This window comes from Robinsoniella sp. RHS (assembly GCF_001029355.1).
Taxonomy (GTDB): Bacteria; Bacillota; Clostridia; order Lachnospirales; family Lachnospiraceae; genus Robinsoniella; species Robinsoniella peoriensis.
On the sequence record NZ_JNGB01000006.1, the window covers coordinates 72,832 to 91,975 of the forward strand.

Genomic DNA, 19,144 nt, shown 5'->3' on the forward strand with positions numbered 1-19,144 from the left:
AAAAAAATTTGTTTATTTCTTGCAAATAAAGATTCCGGCATCTTTTGTGATATAAAATCCACCGGTTGTTTTCTTATTCACGAATGATCGAAAATCTTTAAATCGATCTACGATATACTGGTTTTGATTTCCGTGGCAGGACAACACATAGGAGATCAGCGTTTCTGAGTCGGGAACAAGCAGTGAATCATCGTAGGAGTTCCACAGAACGTCGCAAAAGAAGGGGGATAGTAATTCTTTCCCATTTTCACGTCCGAACCGTTCATACAGCTTATCCGCAGAAAGGACAATGCGATCGTCAAAGTCAGATACAAGATGGCTTACTTCTTTCATATGCCGGTTTCCATAGGTACTGCAGATAAAGGTGCCGCCAGGTTTTAGTACACGGATCACTTCTTGGCATACTTCTGCAATATCTTCACAGTAGAAGAGCACATGATTGGCGAGAACCAGATCAAAGCTCTTATCTTCATAGGGAATGTGACTACAATCGAAAGTATCAAAATCAAAGCGTGAATCTTCACAACCGATACTTCGGCGGGTATCACGCAGCATTCCCTCAGAAATATCTGATAGGGTGATTTGTATGGCATCCGGTATTTTGGAAAAGTTCTCTGTCCAAAGAGTGCCGTCACCGCATCCCAGTTCCAGAATATTATTTTCGGAATTTATGTGACATTGTTCATAGATCCAGGGAAACCAGCCCTGGGCATTTTGGGAGTACAAATGATGAAGATTAATTCTTGCGACGATGTTCGATGCATTTTGATATTGGTTTTTTAAGCTCTTTTCCATACCCATAACATGAATTAGCTCCAACATATGGCACCAATCCACTGTTTTATCTTCTTGAATGGATTTCGAAGTATCCCGTATTGTCTGAGCCACGACTTGCATTTGTTCGATGCGGTCTTCAACAAGTTTTAGCTGAAGATTCAGTGAATCAACCATAAAATGTTCATCAGTATTCGTTATTGTCATTTCGCGGATATCATCCAGAGAAAATCCTAAATATTTTAGTAAGAGTATCTGCTGTAGTCTGGCAAAATCATCGTATGTATAAAAACGTGCACCAGAATCTGTCACATAAGATGGTTTTAAAATCTGATGTTCGTCATAGTAGAGCAGTGTTTTCTTCGTGATATGAGAGAGACTGGCAAACTCACCGGAAGAATAATAACCTGGTATTTTCATCCACATTGTTTCCTTTCGCATGAAGTAATAAAGCTATTATATATAGGAAAGTCTGTGACTTCAATAGAAACATGTTGCTATGCCATTATAAAAGGGGTTAAGACAGCAGCATGTGATTGAAACATCAAAAAACCTGCCGCCTAAAAAGGCAGCAGGCTCATAACCCAACAGTATACCCAATATTCACAAACATTTCTATATTATTTCTTGTCTACTAAAAACAGTACCGGTGACAGAGATTTAAATGTCACAGTTACTTCCTGGTCCTCCACACTATCCGGTGTAAGTACTTCCCACTTGTCATCTTTCTGTAAATGAAGAACTTTTACGTTTTCATCTTTCTGGATGCTTGGGATAGCAAAAGTAATAGAAACTTCATCAAAATCAACTCCATCCAGGCTTACGTCAACTGCATAAGCAATTGCCATATTCTTCAGGGAAGGATCAACTGTTGCAGGATCTACGGTTACTTTTGTTTTTGTGATTTTCAATTTGCTGATATCGATGCTCTTACCATTTACCATAACTTTACTTGCTTTTACGTTAACAGTAGGACTTGGAGCAGCGAAAGCTGACATTGTAAAGGAAAGCATTAATGCAAATGCCAATACAAGAGAGCCAATTCTTTTTATGTTTTTCATGTTTGTTACCTCCATTTTGCGTTAAATTATATTGTGAATACCCCTACAGAAATGTAAGTGTATACTGTCCACCAATTTGAGGAGAGTTTTATTTTTGCTTTGTGTAGAAGAGATCCAGAACCAGTTCTTTCAGTCCCTTTTCATCTGCATGGAATTCAGCATAAATTTTCCCCTCGGTAAGCTTTCCGGAAACCATATGGAAATTTTCATCTCCAAGACCGGATTTTGCGAATTTGTCAAATAAAGTCTGCATTTGAGCAGTGTTTAAATCGGTTACAACATATTTCTGAATCTGTTTATAAAGCGTAAGGATACTAAATGGATCTTTCGATGTTTCAGACGCCAACTTTTTCGTAAATGCAGTAATATATTGTTTTTGGCGCTGAATTCTTAACTGATTGGAATCCAATTTATCGGTATCGCGGTATTTTACGTATTGTAAAGATTGTTTTCCTTTTAATTCAACTGTTTTTCCTTTTGCCAAAGCCGGATCCTGGCTGGTAAGGTCTTCCAGTACTTCTACGGATACCCCTCCGATAGCGTCGTTAATCGTAGGAATAGCGGCCATTTTCATAGCAACATAATGGTCAATTTTGATGCCGCCAAATAAGTTTGACACCGCTTTTACTGTATTCAGACAGCTTTGTTCCTTGCCATCCCCATATCCATGGGAAAGTGCGATCTGAAGATTTGCGGTTCGAAAATATTCACCATAGATATCCAGCATATCCACATCTGTCATGGTATCCCGGTTGATTCCAATAATTTGGCTCTTGCCGGTATCTTTGTCCGATACAACTAAGAACAGACAGTCAGCCATTCCGCTATCCCCCAGGGAATCAACAGTGCCATCTTCCTGTTCATTGTTTACGTTGTCAATACCCATGAACAATGTTGTCTCAATATTGGATTTCAGAGTATAAGTTTCCTTGTTATATGTAATCTTGGATTCGGCTTTTTTTGTTTCGCCTTGATTTTTTGCATCCGCAGCATGTACAAACTGTGTACTGCACAGTATATAGGTTATACTAAGAATGCAGGTACAAATCAGTGCTAATTTCTCAAATATAGTAAACCCTTTTTCTTTGTACATAAATAATACACCACCTTTCATTTGGATTTAGGATATCTCGTTTAGCAGAATTTGTCAATGAATTTATGCGATTTAGTACAATGACTGAGAGTATATTTTACAAAATTTAATGATAGAAAACATAATTCATTCAGTGAAAATTCTTTAAGAATATATATGGCAAATATTAATAAAAACAATTAGAATATTCGTACATGGTATGGTATCATTAAAATTTAATTATGTCATTTCAATTTATCTGAGAAAAGAAAAACATTAGCAGGGAAGTTTATCATTATGAAAGCACTTATTATTGAAGATTTTACAGAATTTATTATTGAATACGGATTTAGAGGTATCCTGCTGGGGATGGGAATTGTACTTATTTATATCGCAATCCTATGGTGTGTTAAAAAATTTCATAATCCGCAGATGAAAATAAGAGCATCTCTAATACCGGTTATCTATATATTTTCTGTTTATTGTTATCTGGTTCTGGAGATCGCCTATTTTTCAAGGGAACCAGGATCACGTACAAGAGCGGATTTAATGATCGGAGCTACATTTCAAAATACACCAAGAGCAATTTCATATGTTATCGAGAATATTATTATGATGATACCTTTAGGAGTCTTGGTACCTGTACTATGGAAACGGATTCATACGGTCTGGAGATGCCTTGCCGTTGGATTCTTTACAAGTTTGGTTATAGAAATATTCCAGTTTGTATCTGAACGGGGATTTTTCCAGACAGATGATATAATTACAAATGTATTTGGAACTTTGATTGGCTATTGGATCTATTTATGTATTTTGAAAATTCGCTCAAAGTTTAATATGAATATTATATAAATCGGTTAATGATTAGAAAAATGAGTTCGATGGAGCCAATAGATATTCATAAATTATAAAATCCAACATCTCTGAAGAAAAGTGATGTTGGATTTTTATGATGAAGAATAATGTTCCATATAATATTTAGACAGGTATATCAGAAAATAATAAATGAAATTAAATATCAGCTGCCAAATCTTTTACCACTTCCTACGATATTCCGCCGGGGTAATCCCTTCCGAAGACTTAAACTGCTTTATAAAATAATTTGCATCATAAATGCCACACAAAGTGGCAATTTCTGAAATACTCTTATCACTAAACCGTAACAATTCTTTTGCATTGTTAATCCGCTTGAGGGTCAGATAAGTAACAATGCTTTCTCCGTATTTTTTTTTAAATTCCCTGCAGAGATAATATTTACTGATAAAAAATGTGTTAGCAAGCTGTTCGAGATTGATTTTTTCTGTAAAGTGCTTGCTCAAATATTGTCGTACGAGGCTTAGCTTTTCGTCCATAGAATCAGACGAGGAAGACTGCAGCTTGGTTTTTCTGGGTGTAGTAATGATTAGGGTTAGCAGTTGTACAATCATACTGGAACTGAGAGCTTCACAATACGGAGGCTTTTTTTGATTTGTATGAATAAGGTTCCAGATCAGAGCAATGATATCAGCAGTTTCTACCGGATAAAAAATATTAGAAGAGCTTCGCATTGTATATTTATAGTATTCCCTGGAAGTTGCACCATTAAAATGTACCCATAACAGTTCCCAGGGATTTTCTTCGATACTCTCATGGGAATAAGGTTCCATGCAGTCCAGGAAAAAGCAGGCACCTTTTTCTACTTGCGTTTTTTTGCCGTGGTAAGTGAAATACCCGGAACCTGAAAGTACGTAAATGAATAAGTAGGAATCCAGATTTTCGCGCCTGCTGATATGAGGTTTCAAACTCTTTAAATAGCCTGTTTCCTGTACATAGAAAAAACTTTTCTTGGCTATATTTGTTGGTGTTGTAATAACAGATTCCCGCTGTCCTTTCTTACCGGATATTTCGGAGTCAAATATTGAATTCATTTCTTTTTACCCTTTCATAAAATTTTCAAATACTCATTACATTTAATCATTTGGCAATTAGCAGTTGGATACTGGTGTAGCAAATTACGATTTTTCCAAAATGATAAAATATAAAAAACAGTTTTCACAAAATAACAATAGTAAAATATTGCGAATAACAATATTTTACTATTAATACTATAAACTGAGCAATTTTTAACATTGTTTTGCCTAGTATACCACTATATAATGCAAAAGACAATTATAAACAAGAGAAAAATAATCACAAAATTATACAGTTTAATAGAGGAGATTAAAAATCATGGTGAAAGTTGCATTGATAACAGGAATTACCGGACAGGATGGTTCTTATCTGGCAGAATTATTATTAGAAAAAGGATATGAAGTTCATGGAATCATTCGCCGGCACAGTACCGTGTGTACGGACAGGATTGATCATGTATTAGAAAATAAAGAATATAAGAAAAGATTTTTCTTGCATTATGGAGATCTGACAGATTCCAGTAATTTAAGTCTTCTAATGATGAAGATTAAGCCGGATGAAGTCTATAATCTGGCTGCACAGTCTCATGTGGCTGTTTCATTTGAAGTTCCGGAGTATACAGCGGAAGCCACTGGTGTGGGGACAATCAGACTTTTGGAGGCAATCAGACAGAGCGGATGTAATTGCCGTTATTATCAGGCGTCCACATCAGAACTTTATGGAGGGCTGCCAGGAACAGCACCGCAAAGCGAGCAGACACCATTTTATCCCAAGAGCCCTTATGGGGCTGCAAAGCTGTATTCTTACTGGATTACAGTAAATTACAGGGAATCCTATGAAATGTTTACATGCAATGGAATTCTATTTAACCATGAATCGCCAAGAAGAGGGGATAATTTTGTTACCAGAAAAGTTACTTTAGCAGTGGCCAATATCTGTGCCGGCAAACAGGAAAAGCTTTCTCTTGGAAATATGGATGCAAAACGTGATTGGGGATTTGCAGGAGATTATGTAGAGGGGATGTGGCGTATGCTGCAGCAGGAGAAACCGGGTGATTATGTATTGGCGACGAATGAGACTCATACCGTTCGGGAGTTTGTGGAAATGTCTTTTAAAGAAGTTGGAATTACCATTGAATGGAAAGGCAGCGGAGTAGAGGAAAAAGGATACGATATGGAAACAGGGCGTCTGTTAGTAGATGTGGATCCTCAGTTCTATCGCCCGGCAGAAGTGGAACTGCTTTGGGGAGACAGCAGCAAAGCGGAGAAAGAACTGGGCTGGAAGAGAAAAGTGAATTTTCCGGAACTGGTAGCTATGATGGTTGATGAAGATATGAAGACATGCGCGGGAGTCGGATCAGAAGAATTTAGAAATGCAGAGAAGGTTGCATGCTAATCACGAAAGGACAGAATAATGGAAAAGTCATCAAAAATATATGTAGCAGGACACCGGGGAATGGTTGGATCTGCGATTGTTAGAAAATTAGAAAGAGAAGGATATACAAATATTATTGGACGTTCTTCAAAAGAACTGGATTTGTGCAGACAAAATCAGGTAGAAGATTTTTTTGCTGATGAAAAACCGGAATATGTATTTCTGGCAGCGGCTAAAGTAGGCGGTATTATGGCAAACAGCCTGCATAAGGCAGATTTTTTATATGAAAATATGATTTTAGAAATGAATGTGATAAAAGCGGCATTTGATATTGGAGTAAAAAAATTAATGTTTTTAGGCAGTTCCTGTATTTATCCCAGAATGGCACCGCAGCCAATGCCTGAGAGTTGTCTGCTGACCAGTGAATTGGAGCAGACAAATGATGCATATGCACTTGCTAAGATATCCGGTTTAAAGTACTGTGAATACCTGAATCAACAATATGGTGCTGATTACATCAGCTGTATGCCTACAAATCTATATGGTCCCAATGATAATTACCATCCGGAACATTCCCATGTCCTGCCTGCATTAATCCGCAGGTTTCATGAAGCAAAAGTAAATCAGTCTGAGGAAGTGGTGATCTGGGGAACTGGTTCACCACTCCGTGAATTTTTATATGTAGATGATCTCGCAGATGCATGCTTATTCCTGATGAATCACTATTCTGGAAATGAGACAGTGAATGTGGGAACTGGCAAAGAGGTAACGATATCAGAATTAGCAAGCCTTGTGAAGCAAAGGGTTGGTTATAAAGGAAATCTTCGTTTTGATACTTCAAAACCAGATGGAACCCCGCGTAAACTTTTGGATGTTCATAAACTTACAGAACTGGGATGGAAATATAAAACTGAACTTTCTGAAGGAATAAGCATTGCATATGATGATTTCTTACATAGTGAAATGAGGGCGGAGAGGTAAATGAAGGTATATGGTGTGATTATGGCAGGTGGTCAGGGAACAAGATTCTGGCCCCTTAGCCGGCAGGCAAAGCCAAAGCAGTTGTTGAATCTAAGCGGTAAGGAGCTCATGATAAATGAAACAATTGAACGGTTGGCAGGGATCATAGACAAAGCGAATATGTTTATTGTAACAAATCAGGTACAAGCGGATGCTATGGCGGCAGCAGTTTCTGGAAAACTGGATAAGGGTCATATTCTGGTGGAACCGGATGCCCGTAATACAGCGGCATGCATTGGATACGCAGCATGTGAGTTGTTAAACAAATTCGGTGACGGTATCATGTGCGTATTTCCAGCAGATCATTATATTGAGGATCAACAGGAGTTCGAAAGAATATTAAAAGTTGTAATCCGGGAAGCAAGCTTGGGGGATAAGCTTCTTACTATTGGGATAACACCTGTATTTGCATCCACTGGATACGGATATATGAAATATGGTGGCAATAGTAATGAAGTTCTGAGAAAAGTAGAAGAATTTAAAGAAAAACCGTCTGTAAACATGGCGAAAACTTATCTGGAGAGTGGAACTTATGCATGGAACAGCGGAATGTTTGCCTGGAAAGTATCCGTGATACTGGATAATTTCAAAGATTATTTGCCAGAAATTTATCAGTATCTGATGCAAATTTATGAAAGTATGGGAACGGCGGAAGAAAGGGTGCTGATAGAAGATATTTATCCAAGGATACCATCGATATCTATAGATTATGGCATTATGGAACGGGCGCAACAGGTCTATATGGTATTGGGAGACTTTGGGTGGAATGACGTGGGCAGTTGGGAGACGCTGAATACCTTTTACGATCCGGATCAGGATGGAAATATAGGCATGGGGAATCATGTACGGATTGATACAAAAAATTGTATCCAGTTTTCGGATAAAAAGTTGATAGCAACTATAGGAGTTGAAAATCTGATCATTGTGGAAACGGAGGATGCACTTCTGGTGTGCAGCAAAGATCGTGCCCAAGATGTGAAAATGGTGGTTGATCAGTTGAAGGCTACAGGAAAGAATCAATATCTGTAAGGAGCATTGGAGGAATTTATGAAATGTCTGGTATTAGCGGGGGGAACAGGAGATCGCCTGTGGCCTGCGTCGAGAAGGAATTATCCGAAACAGTTTATGAATGTGAAAGAAAACCGCTCTCTGTTTCAGGAGACAATAGCAAGAAATATGCCCTTTTGTGATGAGTTTTATATTATGACCAATGAGAAATACCAGTATATTGTAGAAGGACAAATGCAGGCATTTCAAGGATTAAAATATCGGTGCTTTCTGGAGCAGGCAGGGAGAAAAACAGCTCCAGCGGCAGCAATTATCTGTATGTGTATCAATCCTTCTGATTTGCTATTAATTGTTTCTACAGATACAATCATAGATGGAGGAGATTACAGGAAAGCAATTCTGGATGCAAAAAATCTTGTAAATGAAGGATGGTTAGTTAGTCTTGGTGTAAGTGGAAAACGAGGAGTGAAGTTATTTACGCCAAATGCTAAATTAAATGAGAGTACATGTTATGAAATTGGTTTAGTGGATGCTGGAATATTAATGCTTAGAGCCGGAGATTACCTTCATGAGTTAAAAATATGCAGTCCATATATTTATGAACCATGCCGCTTTGGAGTGAACAGCTTAAACACTGCAGGAAAAATAATTTTATTAAAGAGGCAGTGGATGGAGAATATCCCCGCGGAAAGCATTGCCAGTGCTATTACTCAGAAGTCCGAAAAGGTCAGGATATATAAAGCAGATTTGAACTGGAGCCGTATACTGGATCTGGAATCCCTGTCGGAATATCATGAATTTCGCCAGGAAGGCAGAGTTATTGAAGAAAATTGCAGAGACATATCTATTCTGAATTATGCAAAAGGGAAAATTGTGATCGCTAACGAAATGGAAGATACGGTGATTGTGAATACCAACGATGCAGTTTATGTATCCAGAAAAGGGAAAACTCAGGCCATTAAGGACATAATGCGGAAACATTACAGGGAAGAGAAAAAAGTTTTTGATGAAAGCAGTATTTGTTATCAGCCCTGGGGAATGAAAGAAATTTTGACGTGTACACCGGAGTATAAAGTAAAGCGAATTACTATTTTCCCGGAAAAAGTTCTGCCTGGACATAAACACCAGTTCCGCAGTGAACATTGGGCAATTGTAGGAGGAGTTGCAACGATTACTTTAAATGAGGAAATCCGGGAGTATGGCAAAAAGGAATGTGTGTATATACCGATGGGCACACTCCATCAGATTGCAAATTACACTTCGGAGAATATTATTGTAGTGGAAACCAGCATTGGAAAAATATTGGAAGAAGCAGATTATGTAAAAAACGGGTTAACAAGCGGTTTGGAAGTGGAAATAGAAGATACGGATCTTGTTAAGCTGGAACCGGCATTTAAAGATTATTTGTGGGGTGGAAGTAAACTTCGGGATATTTATCATAAACATTGTGACTATGACTGTATTGCTGAAAGCTGGGAGTTGTCTACTCATGGGGCGGGACAAAGTGTAGTAGCAGAAGGAAAATATAAAGGGCTGCTTTTTGGGGAATATATCGCAAGAATCGGTCGTGAAAATTTGGGTTGGAAATGCCAGTCTTATGAGAAATTCCCATTATTGATTAAGTTCATAGATGCCAGGGATATGCTTTCCATTCAAGTTCACCCAGGAGATGATTATGCCCTTCCGGTTGAGGATGAATACGGGAAGAACGAAATGTGGTATATAATGGATTGTGATGAAGATGCATACATATACTATGGTTTCAATAAAGATGTCGCCGAAGAAGAAGTGCGTAAAAGAATTGATGAGCAGACTTTGACGGCGATCCTGAATAAAGTACCAGTTCACAAAGGAGAATCTATATTTGTTGAAGCGGGAACTGTTCATGCGATTGGTCCTGGTATTCTGGTCTGTGAAGTTCAGCAAAATTCAAATGCTACGTATCGTCTTTACGATTACGGAAGAAGAGACCGTTATGGAGAATTGCGGGAACTACATCTTGAAAAAGCACTGGATGTAATTCAAAAGACAAGAACCATAATAAAACCGACAATCACAGAAGATGAAATCTTAACAGAAGGATATACTACGAAGCTGCTAGGAGAGTGTAAATATTTTTCCTGTACGAAGTACCATGTAAAAACATTTGTCAGAATAGTAGGAGATGAGTCATCTTTTTATTCTATCATGATTTTGAGCGGATCAGGGGAACTACAGGTGGAAAATACAAGGCAGTCCTTTAAACCAGGAGAGAGTTTTTTTGTACCAGCAGGAAAAAAGAATGTACAGGTAACAGGCTATTGCGAATTTTTGCTGACGCAGGTGTAAAGTAATAATTATTAGGAAAACTGTAAAAATTGACTGTAAAAATACATTGGAATTACTCATAGAGAATGATATAATAGTTAAACATAAGCAATAAATACTCTAAGGAGAAAACCAATGAATACAAAATATAGAAAAATGAAGAATCTGTTCTTACGTCAGAGCTATCTGGATTCCTGGGATGACTATATAAGAAGTCTTAGAAAAAGCAATTTTATTAAATGGGATTATATCATTTTAACAGCCTCTAATGAAGAACAAGCGGAGGTATATCGTCAGCAGATCAATGCTCGTCTGGAAAATCATTTACTGCCGGATACAACCAGATACGTTGTTCTGCCGGATCCCGATGGTAAAAGGGTAGGATCCGGAGGGGCTACTTTTAATGTCCTCAGATATATTGCCCAGGTTGATGGAGAAGTCAGGGAAAATTATTTTGCAGGAAAACGTATTTTGGTGATTCACTCTGGTGGTGACAGTAAGAGGGTACCTCAATATTCAGCATGCGGAAAACTGTTTTCGCCGGTTCCCAGGGAACTTCCAAATGGCAGGCCGTCCACTCTGTTTGATGAATTTATTATAGGAATGTCCGGAATTCCATCCAGATTTAAAGAAGGAATGTTAGTGCTGTCCGGAGATGTTCTTTTACTGTTTAATCCGCTTCAAATCGATTTTCAATATAATGGGGCAGCAGCTATTTCCATTAAGGAGCCGGTAGAAACAGGAAAAAATCATGGAGTATTTTTGAATGACGGAACTGATTATGTAGGACGTTTTCTCCATAAACAGTCTGAAGAACAGTTAAAGCATATGGGGGCAGTAAATGATCATGGATATGTTGACCTTGATACGGGTGCAGTCATTATGGACAGTCAGATGCTCCAGGCGCTGTTTCGTTTGATCAGTACTGATAATAAAGTAGACGATACTAAATTCCACAAGTTTGTAAATGAAAAATCCCGCATCAGTTTTTACGGAGATTTCTTATTTCCCCTGGCAAAAGAGTCAACCTTAGAGGAATATTACAAAGAGGCTCCAGAAGGAAGTTTTTGCGAAGAACTAACGGACTGCCGTACAAAAATATGGGAGAACCTGCACAACTTCAGCATGAAATTACTTTGTGTATCACCAGCGGAGTTTATTCATTTTGGAACCACCAGAGAACTGCTGAATTTAGTTACCAGTACTATTGATGATTATGAATTTTTGGACTGGAAACGCCAGGTTGTGACTAATGTCTGTGACAATAGAGAATTTGCTTCACATAATAGTTTTATTTCCGACCTGGCAAAGGTGGGAGAAGGATCTTATATTGAGGACAGTTACTTGCTGGATGGAACTGTTATTGGAGAACATTGCATCATTTCCAACGTTAGTATAAAAAAATATGCAGATACCCTCTTCGGTTGTAATGCATGGACTATTGATGCCTCAGGGAAAGTGTGTTGTTCGTACTTATGCGGTGGAGGACAATCCCAAAGGAATGTTAAGTGCAGATACAGTTTTTTTGAAAACAACTTTAAGTGGATTTATGGAAAAGAATCATCTGTGTCAGGAAGATCTGTGGGTTGGGGATGATACTTATCTTTGGTTTGCTAAGCTATACCCTCTTTGTAATACCATGAGTGATGCCTTAAAGCACGCTGGTATATTGATAAAGATGGCTGAAGGTACAGCGTCAGCGGAAGAAATCAATAATTGGAAAAATAGCGATAGGACAAGTCTTTACAGCAGTTTTAATGAAGCAGATGTTCAGGCAATTGTTCCTTGGAAACGGGAGCTTGAGAACCAGATATTGGTGAAAAAATTTATTACCAGGGTTGAAAAGGGGGACTACTATCAGGATGCGCTGCAGGTATTCGGTGATGCCGGTATAAATGCAGACCAGTATCATCTGCTAATGGAGGCGGCAAAGAATAGTGAATTTTCTACCAGAATACGTATTTATTATGATCTTTCCAGATTTATGAAGCGGGAGCATTGCGTGTTTGAGGGGAACTCCTACGATAAATTAGAATCTTTATGTTTTCAGACTATACAGGATGTGATCTATGAAAATGGCGCTTCTATGATCAAAAAGGATAATTCGTTTAAGATCGCATTGGATGAAGTAAATGTGGCTTTGCCTGTTCGGGTAAATTGGGGCGGCGGCTGGACCGATACACCTCCTCATTGTAACGAAAAGGGGGGGGTAGTGCTAAATGCTGCAATTAAATTAAAGGGGATCTTGCCTGTTCAGGTATGTGTCAGACGTCTCTATGAACTTCATGTTGAATTTGAAAGTGAAGACATCGGGGTATTTGGTACGGTGGAAACGGTTCAGGAAATACAAAATTGCCATGATCCGTTCGATTCTTTTGCTCTTCATAAAGCAGCATTGATCGCATGTGGTATTATTCCCATAGAAGGAGATTATGATTTAAAAGAAATACTGAAAAATCTGGGAGGTGGAATATATCTTTCGACCCAGGTAAAAGGTGTGCCGAAAGGATCTGGACTTGGAACCAGCAGTATATTATCTGGAGCTTGTGTAAAAGGTATTTTTGATTTTCTGGGGCAGGATATCAGCGATGGTGAGCTTTATGAGATCGTACTTTGCATGGAGCAGATCATGAGTACCGGTGGCGGTTGGCAGGATCAGGTAGGAGGGATTACTCCGGGAATTAAATATATAACTACCGAACCTGGTATCAGTCAGGAAATTAATGTGAATACGATGAAGCTGAAGCCCGAAGTTCTTCAGGAATTACAGGATCGTTTTGCGCTTATTTATACAGGGCAGAGAAGGCTTGCGCGTAATCTGCTTCGGGATGTTGTGGGTGGATATCTGGGAGGCAGACCGGAATCAGTGGAGGCACTTCATAAGATGTCCCGCATGGCTGCCCTTATGAAATTTGAATTAGAACGCGGCGATATTGAAGAATTTTGCAGGTTGCTGAATGAACATTGGGAATTATCAAAGAAATTAGACAGCGGTTCAACAAATACGTGTATCGATCAAATTTTCATGGCATGTGAAGACTTGATAGATGCAAGATTTATCTCAGGTGCAGGCGGTGGCGGATTTTTGCAGGTGATTTTGAAAAAAGGAATCAAAAGAGATCAACTTCGTCAAAGATTGTATGGCGTTTTTCAGGACAGTGGGGTAGATGTTTGGGACTGTGAGATTTTAGTATAATCACATTGTTATTGTATCAATGAGTCTTTTAAAACAACTTTGTTAATATATAAAATGATTTATATAGAACATTTAATGGACTTGCAGACTCAGAAAGGTTACTTCCTATGAGTCTGCATTTCTTATATATCCATTTCTCTGCTGGTATGGACTGCAGCCGGCTCCTCACTTTCCCCAATCCGCACCAATCGCCCGTCCATCCTCATCCACCCGGACAACGTCACCATAACCTGCCCCGGTATATAAAACACCCATACCATACTGGGGGCAATCCGGTACCAGCTGTCCAGCCATCCCCCTCTGTTCAATTCTACATATAAGGTCAGATTTCCTATCCCCACATGTATATCGCAAAACAGCAGCAGGCAGATCCCAAGAGCAAACAGTCCCATCTGTCCCTTCCATGCATTTACCAGATTAAACAAAAGACAGAAGAAGTAAACCGCCGCCAATGCAGCAGTAATGTTAATATCAATCGAAACCAGCCAGCAGATCAGGCAGAACAAAAAGCTTCCGCCAACTCCAAATGACAGCATATTCCAAACGTTCTTCTGAATAATTTTACAGTAGCAGATCTGCACAATCAGAAACATACAGATTCCCAGGAAATAAAATTTTGTGAATATAAGAAAATAATCTGCAAATAATGAGAAAAATAAAGATGCAGTAATAAAAATAAAATAGTGGCTGGAAGACTTTGAGCTCAGCTGATACCAGATGCTGAAAAAGAGGCAGGTCAGTACGGTACAGAATTTCAGCATGGTAATGGGCAGATGTGGAAATAATCCGAGAAAATCGGATAAAAATATCATAGAATAAAAAGATATCTCAATTAAAAGAAAACACTTTAAAGAAAATTTTTCCATTGCTCTGCCACCTCTTTTTCTCATAGTTTGGTATGTATCTTTATATTTGACAACATAACCATAATATTGCCAAAAGAGCCTTAAAATAAACGTTAAAATAGTATAAACTTTTGCTTTTGCCTTGTATGGTTGCAACACTTATGCTAGAATAAGGAAGGTATTATGAGACGCCCTTGCAGCTGCAAAAGTATGCAGGGCTGGCGTTTTGGTATTACAAAGGAGGAGATTACTTTGGAAAAAGAAATGAGTTTTATAAATAAACGCATTATTCCGGATTCAGCAGGCCCGTTGTTCAGACAGGCGAAAGAATTCGATGAATTGATGATGATGTATAATTGTGCAATACGTGAAATTAAAACAAAACTGGAAGTGTTAAATGACGAGTTGTCTGTAAGATATAATCGCAATCCCATTGAATTTATTAAATCCCGGATTAAAAAACCCATTAGTATTGCGAACAAACTCCAGAGCAGAGGGCTTGAAGTTTCGATAGATTCGGTTGTGAATAATTTAAATGACGTAGCAGGTATCCGTGTTATCTGCTATTTTATTGATGATATTTATGATGTGGCTAAGATGTTGGCAAGGCAGGATGATGTGAAGCTTCTGGAAGTAAAGGATTACATCCGCAATCCCAAAGAAAATGGATACCGAAGCCTGCATATGATCGTGGAGGTGCCGGTCTTCTTTTCCAAGGCAAAACAGAACATGAGAGTAGAGGTACAGATTCGTACCATCGCTATGGATTTCTGGGCAAGCCTGGAGCACCAGCTTCGTTATAAAAAGAATATAGAAGATATCAAAGACAGCGAAGACATCAGTCTGGAACTTAAGAAATGTGCTGAGGTTATTGCAGATACCGATTGCAAAATGCAAAATATTCGTGAACGGATTGGGGTTTTCACAGAACTGACATAATTTGTTGTTATACTTCATACAGAATACAGGTTCGGAGGTTGGAGATAATGGATAAATTAAAAGTTTTAGTTGTAGATGACGAAAGCAGAATGAGAAAGCTGGTAAAAGATTTTCTTGTAAAAAAAGACTTTGTCGTATTAGAAGCGGAGAACGGAGCGGAAGCTCTGGACGTTTTTTTTGAAGTGAAAGATATAGCGTTGGTGATTCTGGATGTAATGATGCCAAAAATGGATGGATGGCAGGTGTGCAGGGAAATCCGTACTTATTCCAAGGTGCCCATTATTATGTTAACGGCAAAAAGTGATGAACGAGATGAGCTTCTTGGATTTGAGCTAGGTGTTGACGAATATATTTCCAAACCTTTTAGTCCAAAGATTCTGGTTGCAAGAGTAGAAGCGATTCTTAGAAGAACAAATTCTATTTCACCGGATGAAATCATTATAGCAGGTGCAATCGAGATTAATAAGGCGGCCCATCTTGTAAAAGTGGATGGAAAGCCGGTAGATTTAAGCTATAAAGAATTTGAGCTGTTGGCTTATTTTGTGGAGAACCAGGGACTGGCACTTTCCAGAGAGAAGATTCTGAACAGCGTTTGGAACTACGATTACTTTGGTGATGCCAGAACGATTGACACACATGTGAAAAAACTCCGCAGTAAATTGGGAGAAAAAGGTGATTATATCAAAACGATCTGGGGGATGGGCTACAAGTTCGAGGTGGAATAGATGAAGCATTCAATTCGGAAACAAATGGCGCTTATCTTTATCGGACTGGTATTACTGATGTTGATTGCAAACTGGCTGATCAATAACTTTTTCCTGGAAAGTTACTATGTGGTAAAGAAAGAGAAAGTGTTGGTAAATGTATTTCAGGAAATAAATAAAGAAGATATCAATAGCAACTATTACACAAATGAATTTTTAGAAAATGTAAATAGTTACTGTGCCCAGAACAATATTATTATGGCTATCTTAAATCAAAATCTGTTGCCTTTATATACAAGTAATGACAGCCAGGACGTAAGAAACATGGTAGGCAGGGTGTTTGGATATGTTATGGGAACGGATAATTCAGATATCCGTATATTGAGACGGGAAGATAATTTTCTTGTCCAGAAAAACTGGGATGATAAATCAAAATCAGAATATCTGGAAATGTGGGGCATTTTAGATTCCAATGACTATGTGATCATGCGAATTCCGCTGGATAGTATCCGGGATAATGTTAAAATTTCAAATGAATTTCTGACGTATATCAGTATTGTTTTCATTTTACTGGCAATTATTATTATCTGGTGGTTGTCGAATCACATAACAGCACCGATTCTGGAACTTACCGATTTATCCAAACGGATGGCAAGCCTGGATTTTAATGTAAAATACAAAAGCGGCGGCAAAAATGAAATCGGTCAGCTGGGAGAACATTTTAACCAGATGTCAGAAACTCTGGAGACAACAATTTCAGAATTAAAGACTGCTAATAATGAACTGCAGAAAGATATCGAGCAAAAAATACAAATAGATGAAATGCGCAAAGATTTCTTATCGAATGTGTCTCATGAATTAAAAACGCCGATTGCCCTGATTCAGGGATATGCGGAAGGACTTAGAGAATGCATTAATGATGATGAAGAAAGCCGGGACTTCTATTGTGAGGTTATCATGGATGAAGCCTCGAAGATGAATCAGATGGTCAAAAAACTTCTGACTTTGAATCAGCTTGAGTGTGGTCAGGAAAAAGTCATTATGGAGCGATTTGATTTAACAGCGCTGGTACGTGGTGTCGTACAGTCCGCCGGCATCCTGGGACAGCAAAAAGGGGCAAAAATAATTTTCGAACAGGAACAGTCTGTCTATGCATGGGCAGATGAATTTAAAATAGAAGAAGTGATCACCAATTATGTCAGCAACGCACTCAATCATGTGGCAAATGAAATGATTGTAGAAGTTAAGATTTGCAGCGTAAATCAAAAAATACGTGTTTCTGTATTTAACACAGGACTTCCGATACCGGAAGAAGACCTGGATAAGATATGGATTAAATTTTATAAAGTGGATAAAGCCAGAACACGTGAGTATGGCGGCAGTGGTATTGGTCTGTCCATTGTAAAAGCGATTATGGATTCTTTCCGTCAGAAATGTGGTGCGATCAACTATGATAATGGTGTAGAATTTTGGTTTGAACTGGATGGAGATGAAGCGAGAGGAGCAGAATATGAAGCGTGATCTTATTATCTGCACCTGTAATGGAGTGACTGCAGGTCAGATTGAAGATGCTGTTTATGGAGGTGCCAGAACATACGAAGATGTACAGGAACTTCTTCATATAGGAAAGCAATGCATCAAATGCAAGGAGATGGCAGGCTTTATTATAGAAAGTCTGGCAGAAGAACTGGATGACTAAAGGCATTTCCCGCAAAGTTTGATACATTAATGTCAGAAGGCAATTTTTAAACATGTTCCCGCAAGGATTCGCCAGATTAGCCAGAAATCATGAACTGATACAAATCAATAATATGTGGTGTTTATTAATATCAGACACAATATATTGTGGGTATGCATATATCAAAAATTCCGAAGAAAATTCTTCGGAATTTTTTGTAAAAAAAGGTAATTTTATTGTTGACAATTAACGAATGAAATGGTATTATATCAAAGTCGCTTAAAACAAACGACAAGAAACACAAAAAAAGTCCAAAATGTGTAGGAAATTCAACTGAATAACACACATAAAACTTTTTGAAAAAGTTGTTGACAAGCATTTGGCAGTGTGATAGGATATAGAAGTTGCGCTAAAGAGTACAACAACAAAGAAAAGCAAGCAGAACCTTGATAATTGAACAGTGAAACAACCTTGAAAGATTCTATTAAAAGAGATTTCAAAATTAAGAACCGACACATTCGTGTGTCAACCTTAAAACAGTAATAAAGGGATAAAATTAGCTAGTAGTTGATTTTTGAACTAAGATCAAAACTTTATTTGAGAGTTTGATCCTGGCTCAGGATGAACGCTGGCGGCGTGCTTAACACATGCAAGTCGAGCGAAGCATTAAAACAGATTTCTTCGGAAAGAAGTTTTAATGACTGAGCGGCGGACGGGTGAGTAACGCGTGGGTGACCTGCCTCATACAGGGGGATAACAGACAGAAATGTCTGCTAATACCGCATAAGCGCACAGTGCTGCATGGCACAGTGTGAAAAACTCCGGTGGTATGAGATGGACCCGCGTCTGATTAGCTAGTTGGTAAGGTAACGGCTTACCAAGGCGACGATCAGTAGCCGGCCTGAGAGGGTGAACGGCCACATTGGGACTGAGACACGGCCCAAACTCCTACGGGAGGCAGCAGTGGGGAATATTGCACAATGGGGGAAACCCTGATGCAGCGACGCCGCGTGAAGGAAGAAGTATTTCGGTATGTAAACTTCTATCAGCAGGGAAGAAAATGACGGTACCTGACTAAGAAGCCCCGGCTAACTACGTGCCAGCAGCCGCGGTAATACGTAGGGGGCAAGCGTTATCCGGATTTACTGGGTGTAAAGGGAGCGTAGACGGCATGGCAAGTCTGGTGTGAAAGGCAGGGGCTCAACCCCTGGACTGCATTGGAAACTGTCAGGCTGGAGTGCAGGAGAGGTAAGTGGAATTCCTAGTGTAGCGGTGA

15 protein-coding genes, 1 rRNA gene and 1 pseudogene are annotated in these 19,144 nt (G+C 38.8%); 12 read left to right on the forward strand and 5 right to left on the reverse strand.

Annotated features, from left to right (window positions below; genetic code table 11):
- Window positions 1-12 precede the first annotated feature (12 nt).
- From RHS_RS04885 to RHS_RS04895, 3 genes are all read right to left on the reverse strand, one after another.
- A complete protein-coding gene (locus tag RHS_RS04885) occupies window positions 13-1,194 on the reverse strand; it encodes a methyltransferase domain-containing protein (protein WP_047832498.1) in 1,182 nt (393 codons plus the stop codon).
- Window positions 1,195-1,394: 200 nt separating this feature from the next.
- Window positions 1,395-1,835 (reverse strand): hypothetical protein, encoded by a 441-nt coding sequence (locus RHS_RS04890; RefSeq protein WP_044292826.1) that lies wholly within the window; start codon window positions 1,833-1,835, stop codon window positions 1,395-1,397.
- An 88-nt stretch (window positions 1,836-1,923) separates the two neighbouring features.
- Window positions 1,924-2,928, reverse strand: a complete 1,005-nt coding sequence (locus RHS_RS04895) for an LCP family protein (RefSeq protein ID WP_395021341.1) — start codon at window positions 2,926-2,928, stop codon at window positions 1,924-1,926.
- Window positions 2,929-3,204: 276 nt separating this feature from the next.
- Here RHS_RS04895 and RHS_RS04900 point away from each other — a divergent pair, with 276 nt between their 5' ends.
- Window positions 3,205-3,759 carry a VanZ family protein gene (locus tag RHS_RS04900; RefSeq protein ID WP_052377854.1) on the forward strand — a complete coding sequence of 185 codons (555 nt, stop codon included), beginning with the start codon at window positions 3,205-3,207 and terminating at the stop codon, window positions 3,757-3,759.
- Window positions 3,760-3,941: 182 nt separating this feature from the next.
- Here RHS_RS04900 and RHS_RS04905 read toward each other — a convergent pair whose 3' ends face one another.
- The gene (locus RHS_RS04905) at window positions 3,942-4,814 is read right to left on the reverse strand and encodes an AraC family transcriptional regulator (RefSeq protein ID WP_044289474.1); all 873 of its coding nucleotides are present in this window, start codon (window positions 4,812-4,814) and stop codon (window positions 3,942-3,944) included.
- Window positions 4,815-5,115: 301 nt separating this feature from the next.
- Between RHS_RS04905 and gmd the strand changes: the two genes are divergently transcribed.
- The 6 genes and pseudogenes from gmd (at window position 5,116) to RHS_RS30155 (ending at window position 13,702) form a co-directional block, all read left to right on the forward strand.
- A complete protein-coding gene (gmd, locus tag RHS_RS04910; RefSeq protein WP_047832499.1) occupies window positions 5,116-6,192 on the forward strand; it encodes a GDP-mannose 4,6-dehydratase in 1,077 nt (358 codons plus the stop codon).
- Window positions 6,193-6,210: 18 nt separating this feature from the next.
- A complete protein-coding gene (locus tag RHS_RS04915; RefSeq protein ID WP_047832500.1) occupies window positions 6,211-7,152 on the forward strand; it encodes a GDP-L-fucose synthase in 942 nt (313 codons plus the stop codon).
- A complete protein-coding gene (locus RHS_RS04920; RefSeq protein ID WP_027294801.1) occupies window positions 7,153-8,220 on the forward strand; it encodes a mannose-1-phosphate guanylyltransferase in 1,068 nt (355 codons plus the stop codon).
- Between the two features lie 18 nt (window positions 8,221-8,238).
- Window positions 8,239-10,527 carry a type I phosphomannose isomerase catalytic subunit gene (locus RHS_RS30145; RefSeq protein WP_395021344.1) on the forward strand — a complete coding sequence of 763 codons (2,289 nt, stop codon included), beginning with the start codon at window positions 8,239-8,241 and terminating at the stop codon, window positions 10,525-10,527.
- Between the two features lie 135 nt (window positions 10,528-10,662).
- Window positions 10,663-12,085, forward strand: a pseudogene (locus RHS_RS30150) (L-fucokinase); the annotation flags it as partial.
- Between the two features lie 507 nt (window positions 12,086-12,592).
- Entirely contained in the window at window positions 12,593-13,702 is a 1,110-nt protein-coding gene (locus RHS_RS30155; protein ID WP_395021347.1) for a fucokinase, read from the forward strand.
- A gap of 122 nt (window positions 13,703-13,824) precedes the next feature.
- Here the strand turns inward: RHS_RS30155 and RHS_RS04935 are convergent, their stop codons facing one another.
- Window positions 13,825-14,568 (reverse strand): hypothetical protein, encoded by a 744-nt coding sequence (locus tag RHS_RS04935; protein WP_047832501.1) that lies wholly within the window; start codon window positions 14,566-14,568, stop codon window positions 13,825-13,827.
- Between the two features lie 243 nt (window positions 14,569-14,811).
- On the opposite strand from RHS_RS04935, the gene RHS_RS04940 reads away from it, so the two are divergent.
- The 5 genes from RHS_RS04940 to RHS_RS04960 form a co-directional block, all read left to right on the forward strand.
- Window positions 14,812-15,486, forward strand: a complete 675-nt coding sequence (locus RHS_RS04940) for a GTP pyrophosphokinase family protein (RefSeq protein WP_044290089.1) — start codon at window positions 14,812-14,814, stop codon at window positions 15,484-15,486.
- A 47-nt stretch (window positions 15,487-15,533) separates the two neighbouring features.
- Window positions 15,534-16,211, forward strand: a complete 678-nt coding sequence (locus RHS_RS04945) for a response regulator transcription factor (RefSeq protein WP_027294797.1) — start codon at window positions 15,534-15,536, stop codon at window positions 16,209-16,211.
- Window positions 16,212-17,711, forward strand: a complete 1,500-nt coding sequence (locus RHS_RS04950) for a HAMP domain-containing sensor histidine kinase (RefSeq protein ID WP_027294796.1) — start codon at window positions 16,212-16,214, stop codon at window positions 17,709-17,711. It abuts the gene before it with no gap.
- A complete protein-coding gene (locus RHS_RS04955) occupies window positions 17,701-17,889 on the forward strand; it encodes a (2Fe-2S)-binding protein (RefSeq protein ID WP_027294795.1) in 189 nt (62 codons plus the stop codon). Before RHS_RS04950 ends, RHS_RS04955 begins: the two co-directional genes overlap by 11 nt.
- A gap of 572 nt (window positions 17,890-18,461) precedes the next feature.
- Window positions 18,462-19,144 (forward strand): 16S ribosomal RNA (locus RHS_RS04960); the annotation flags it as partial.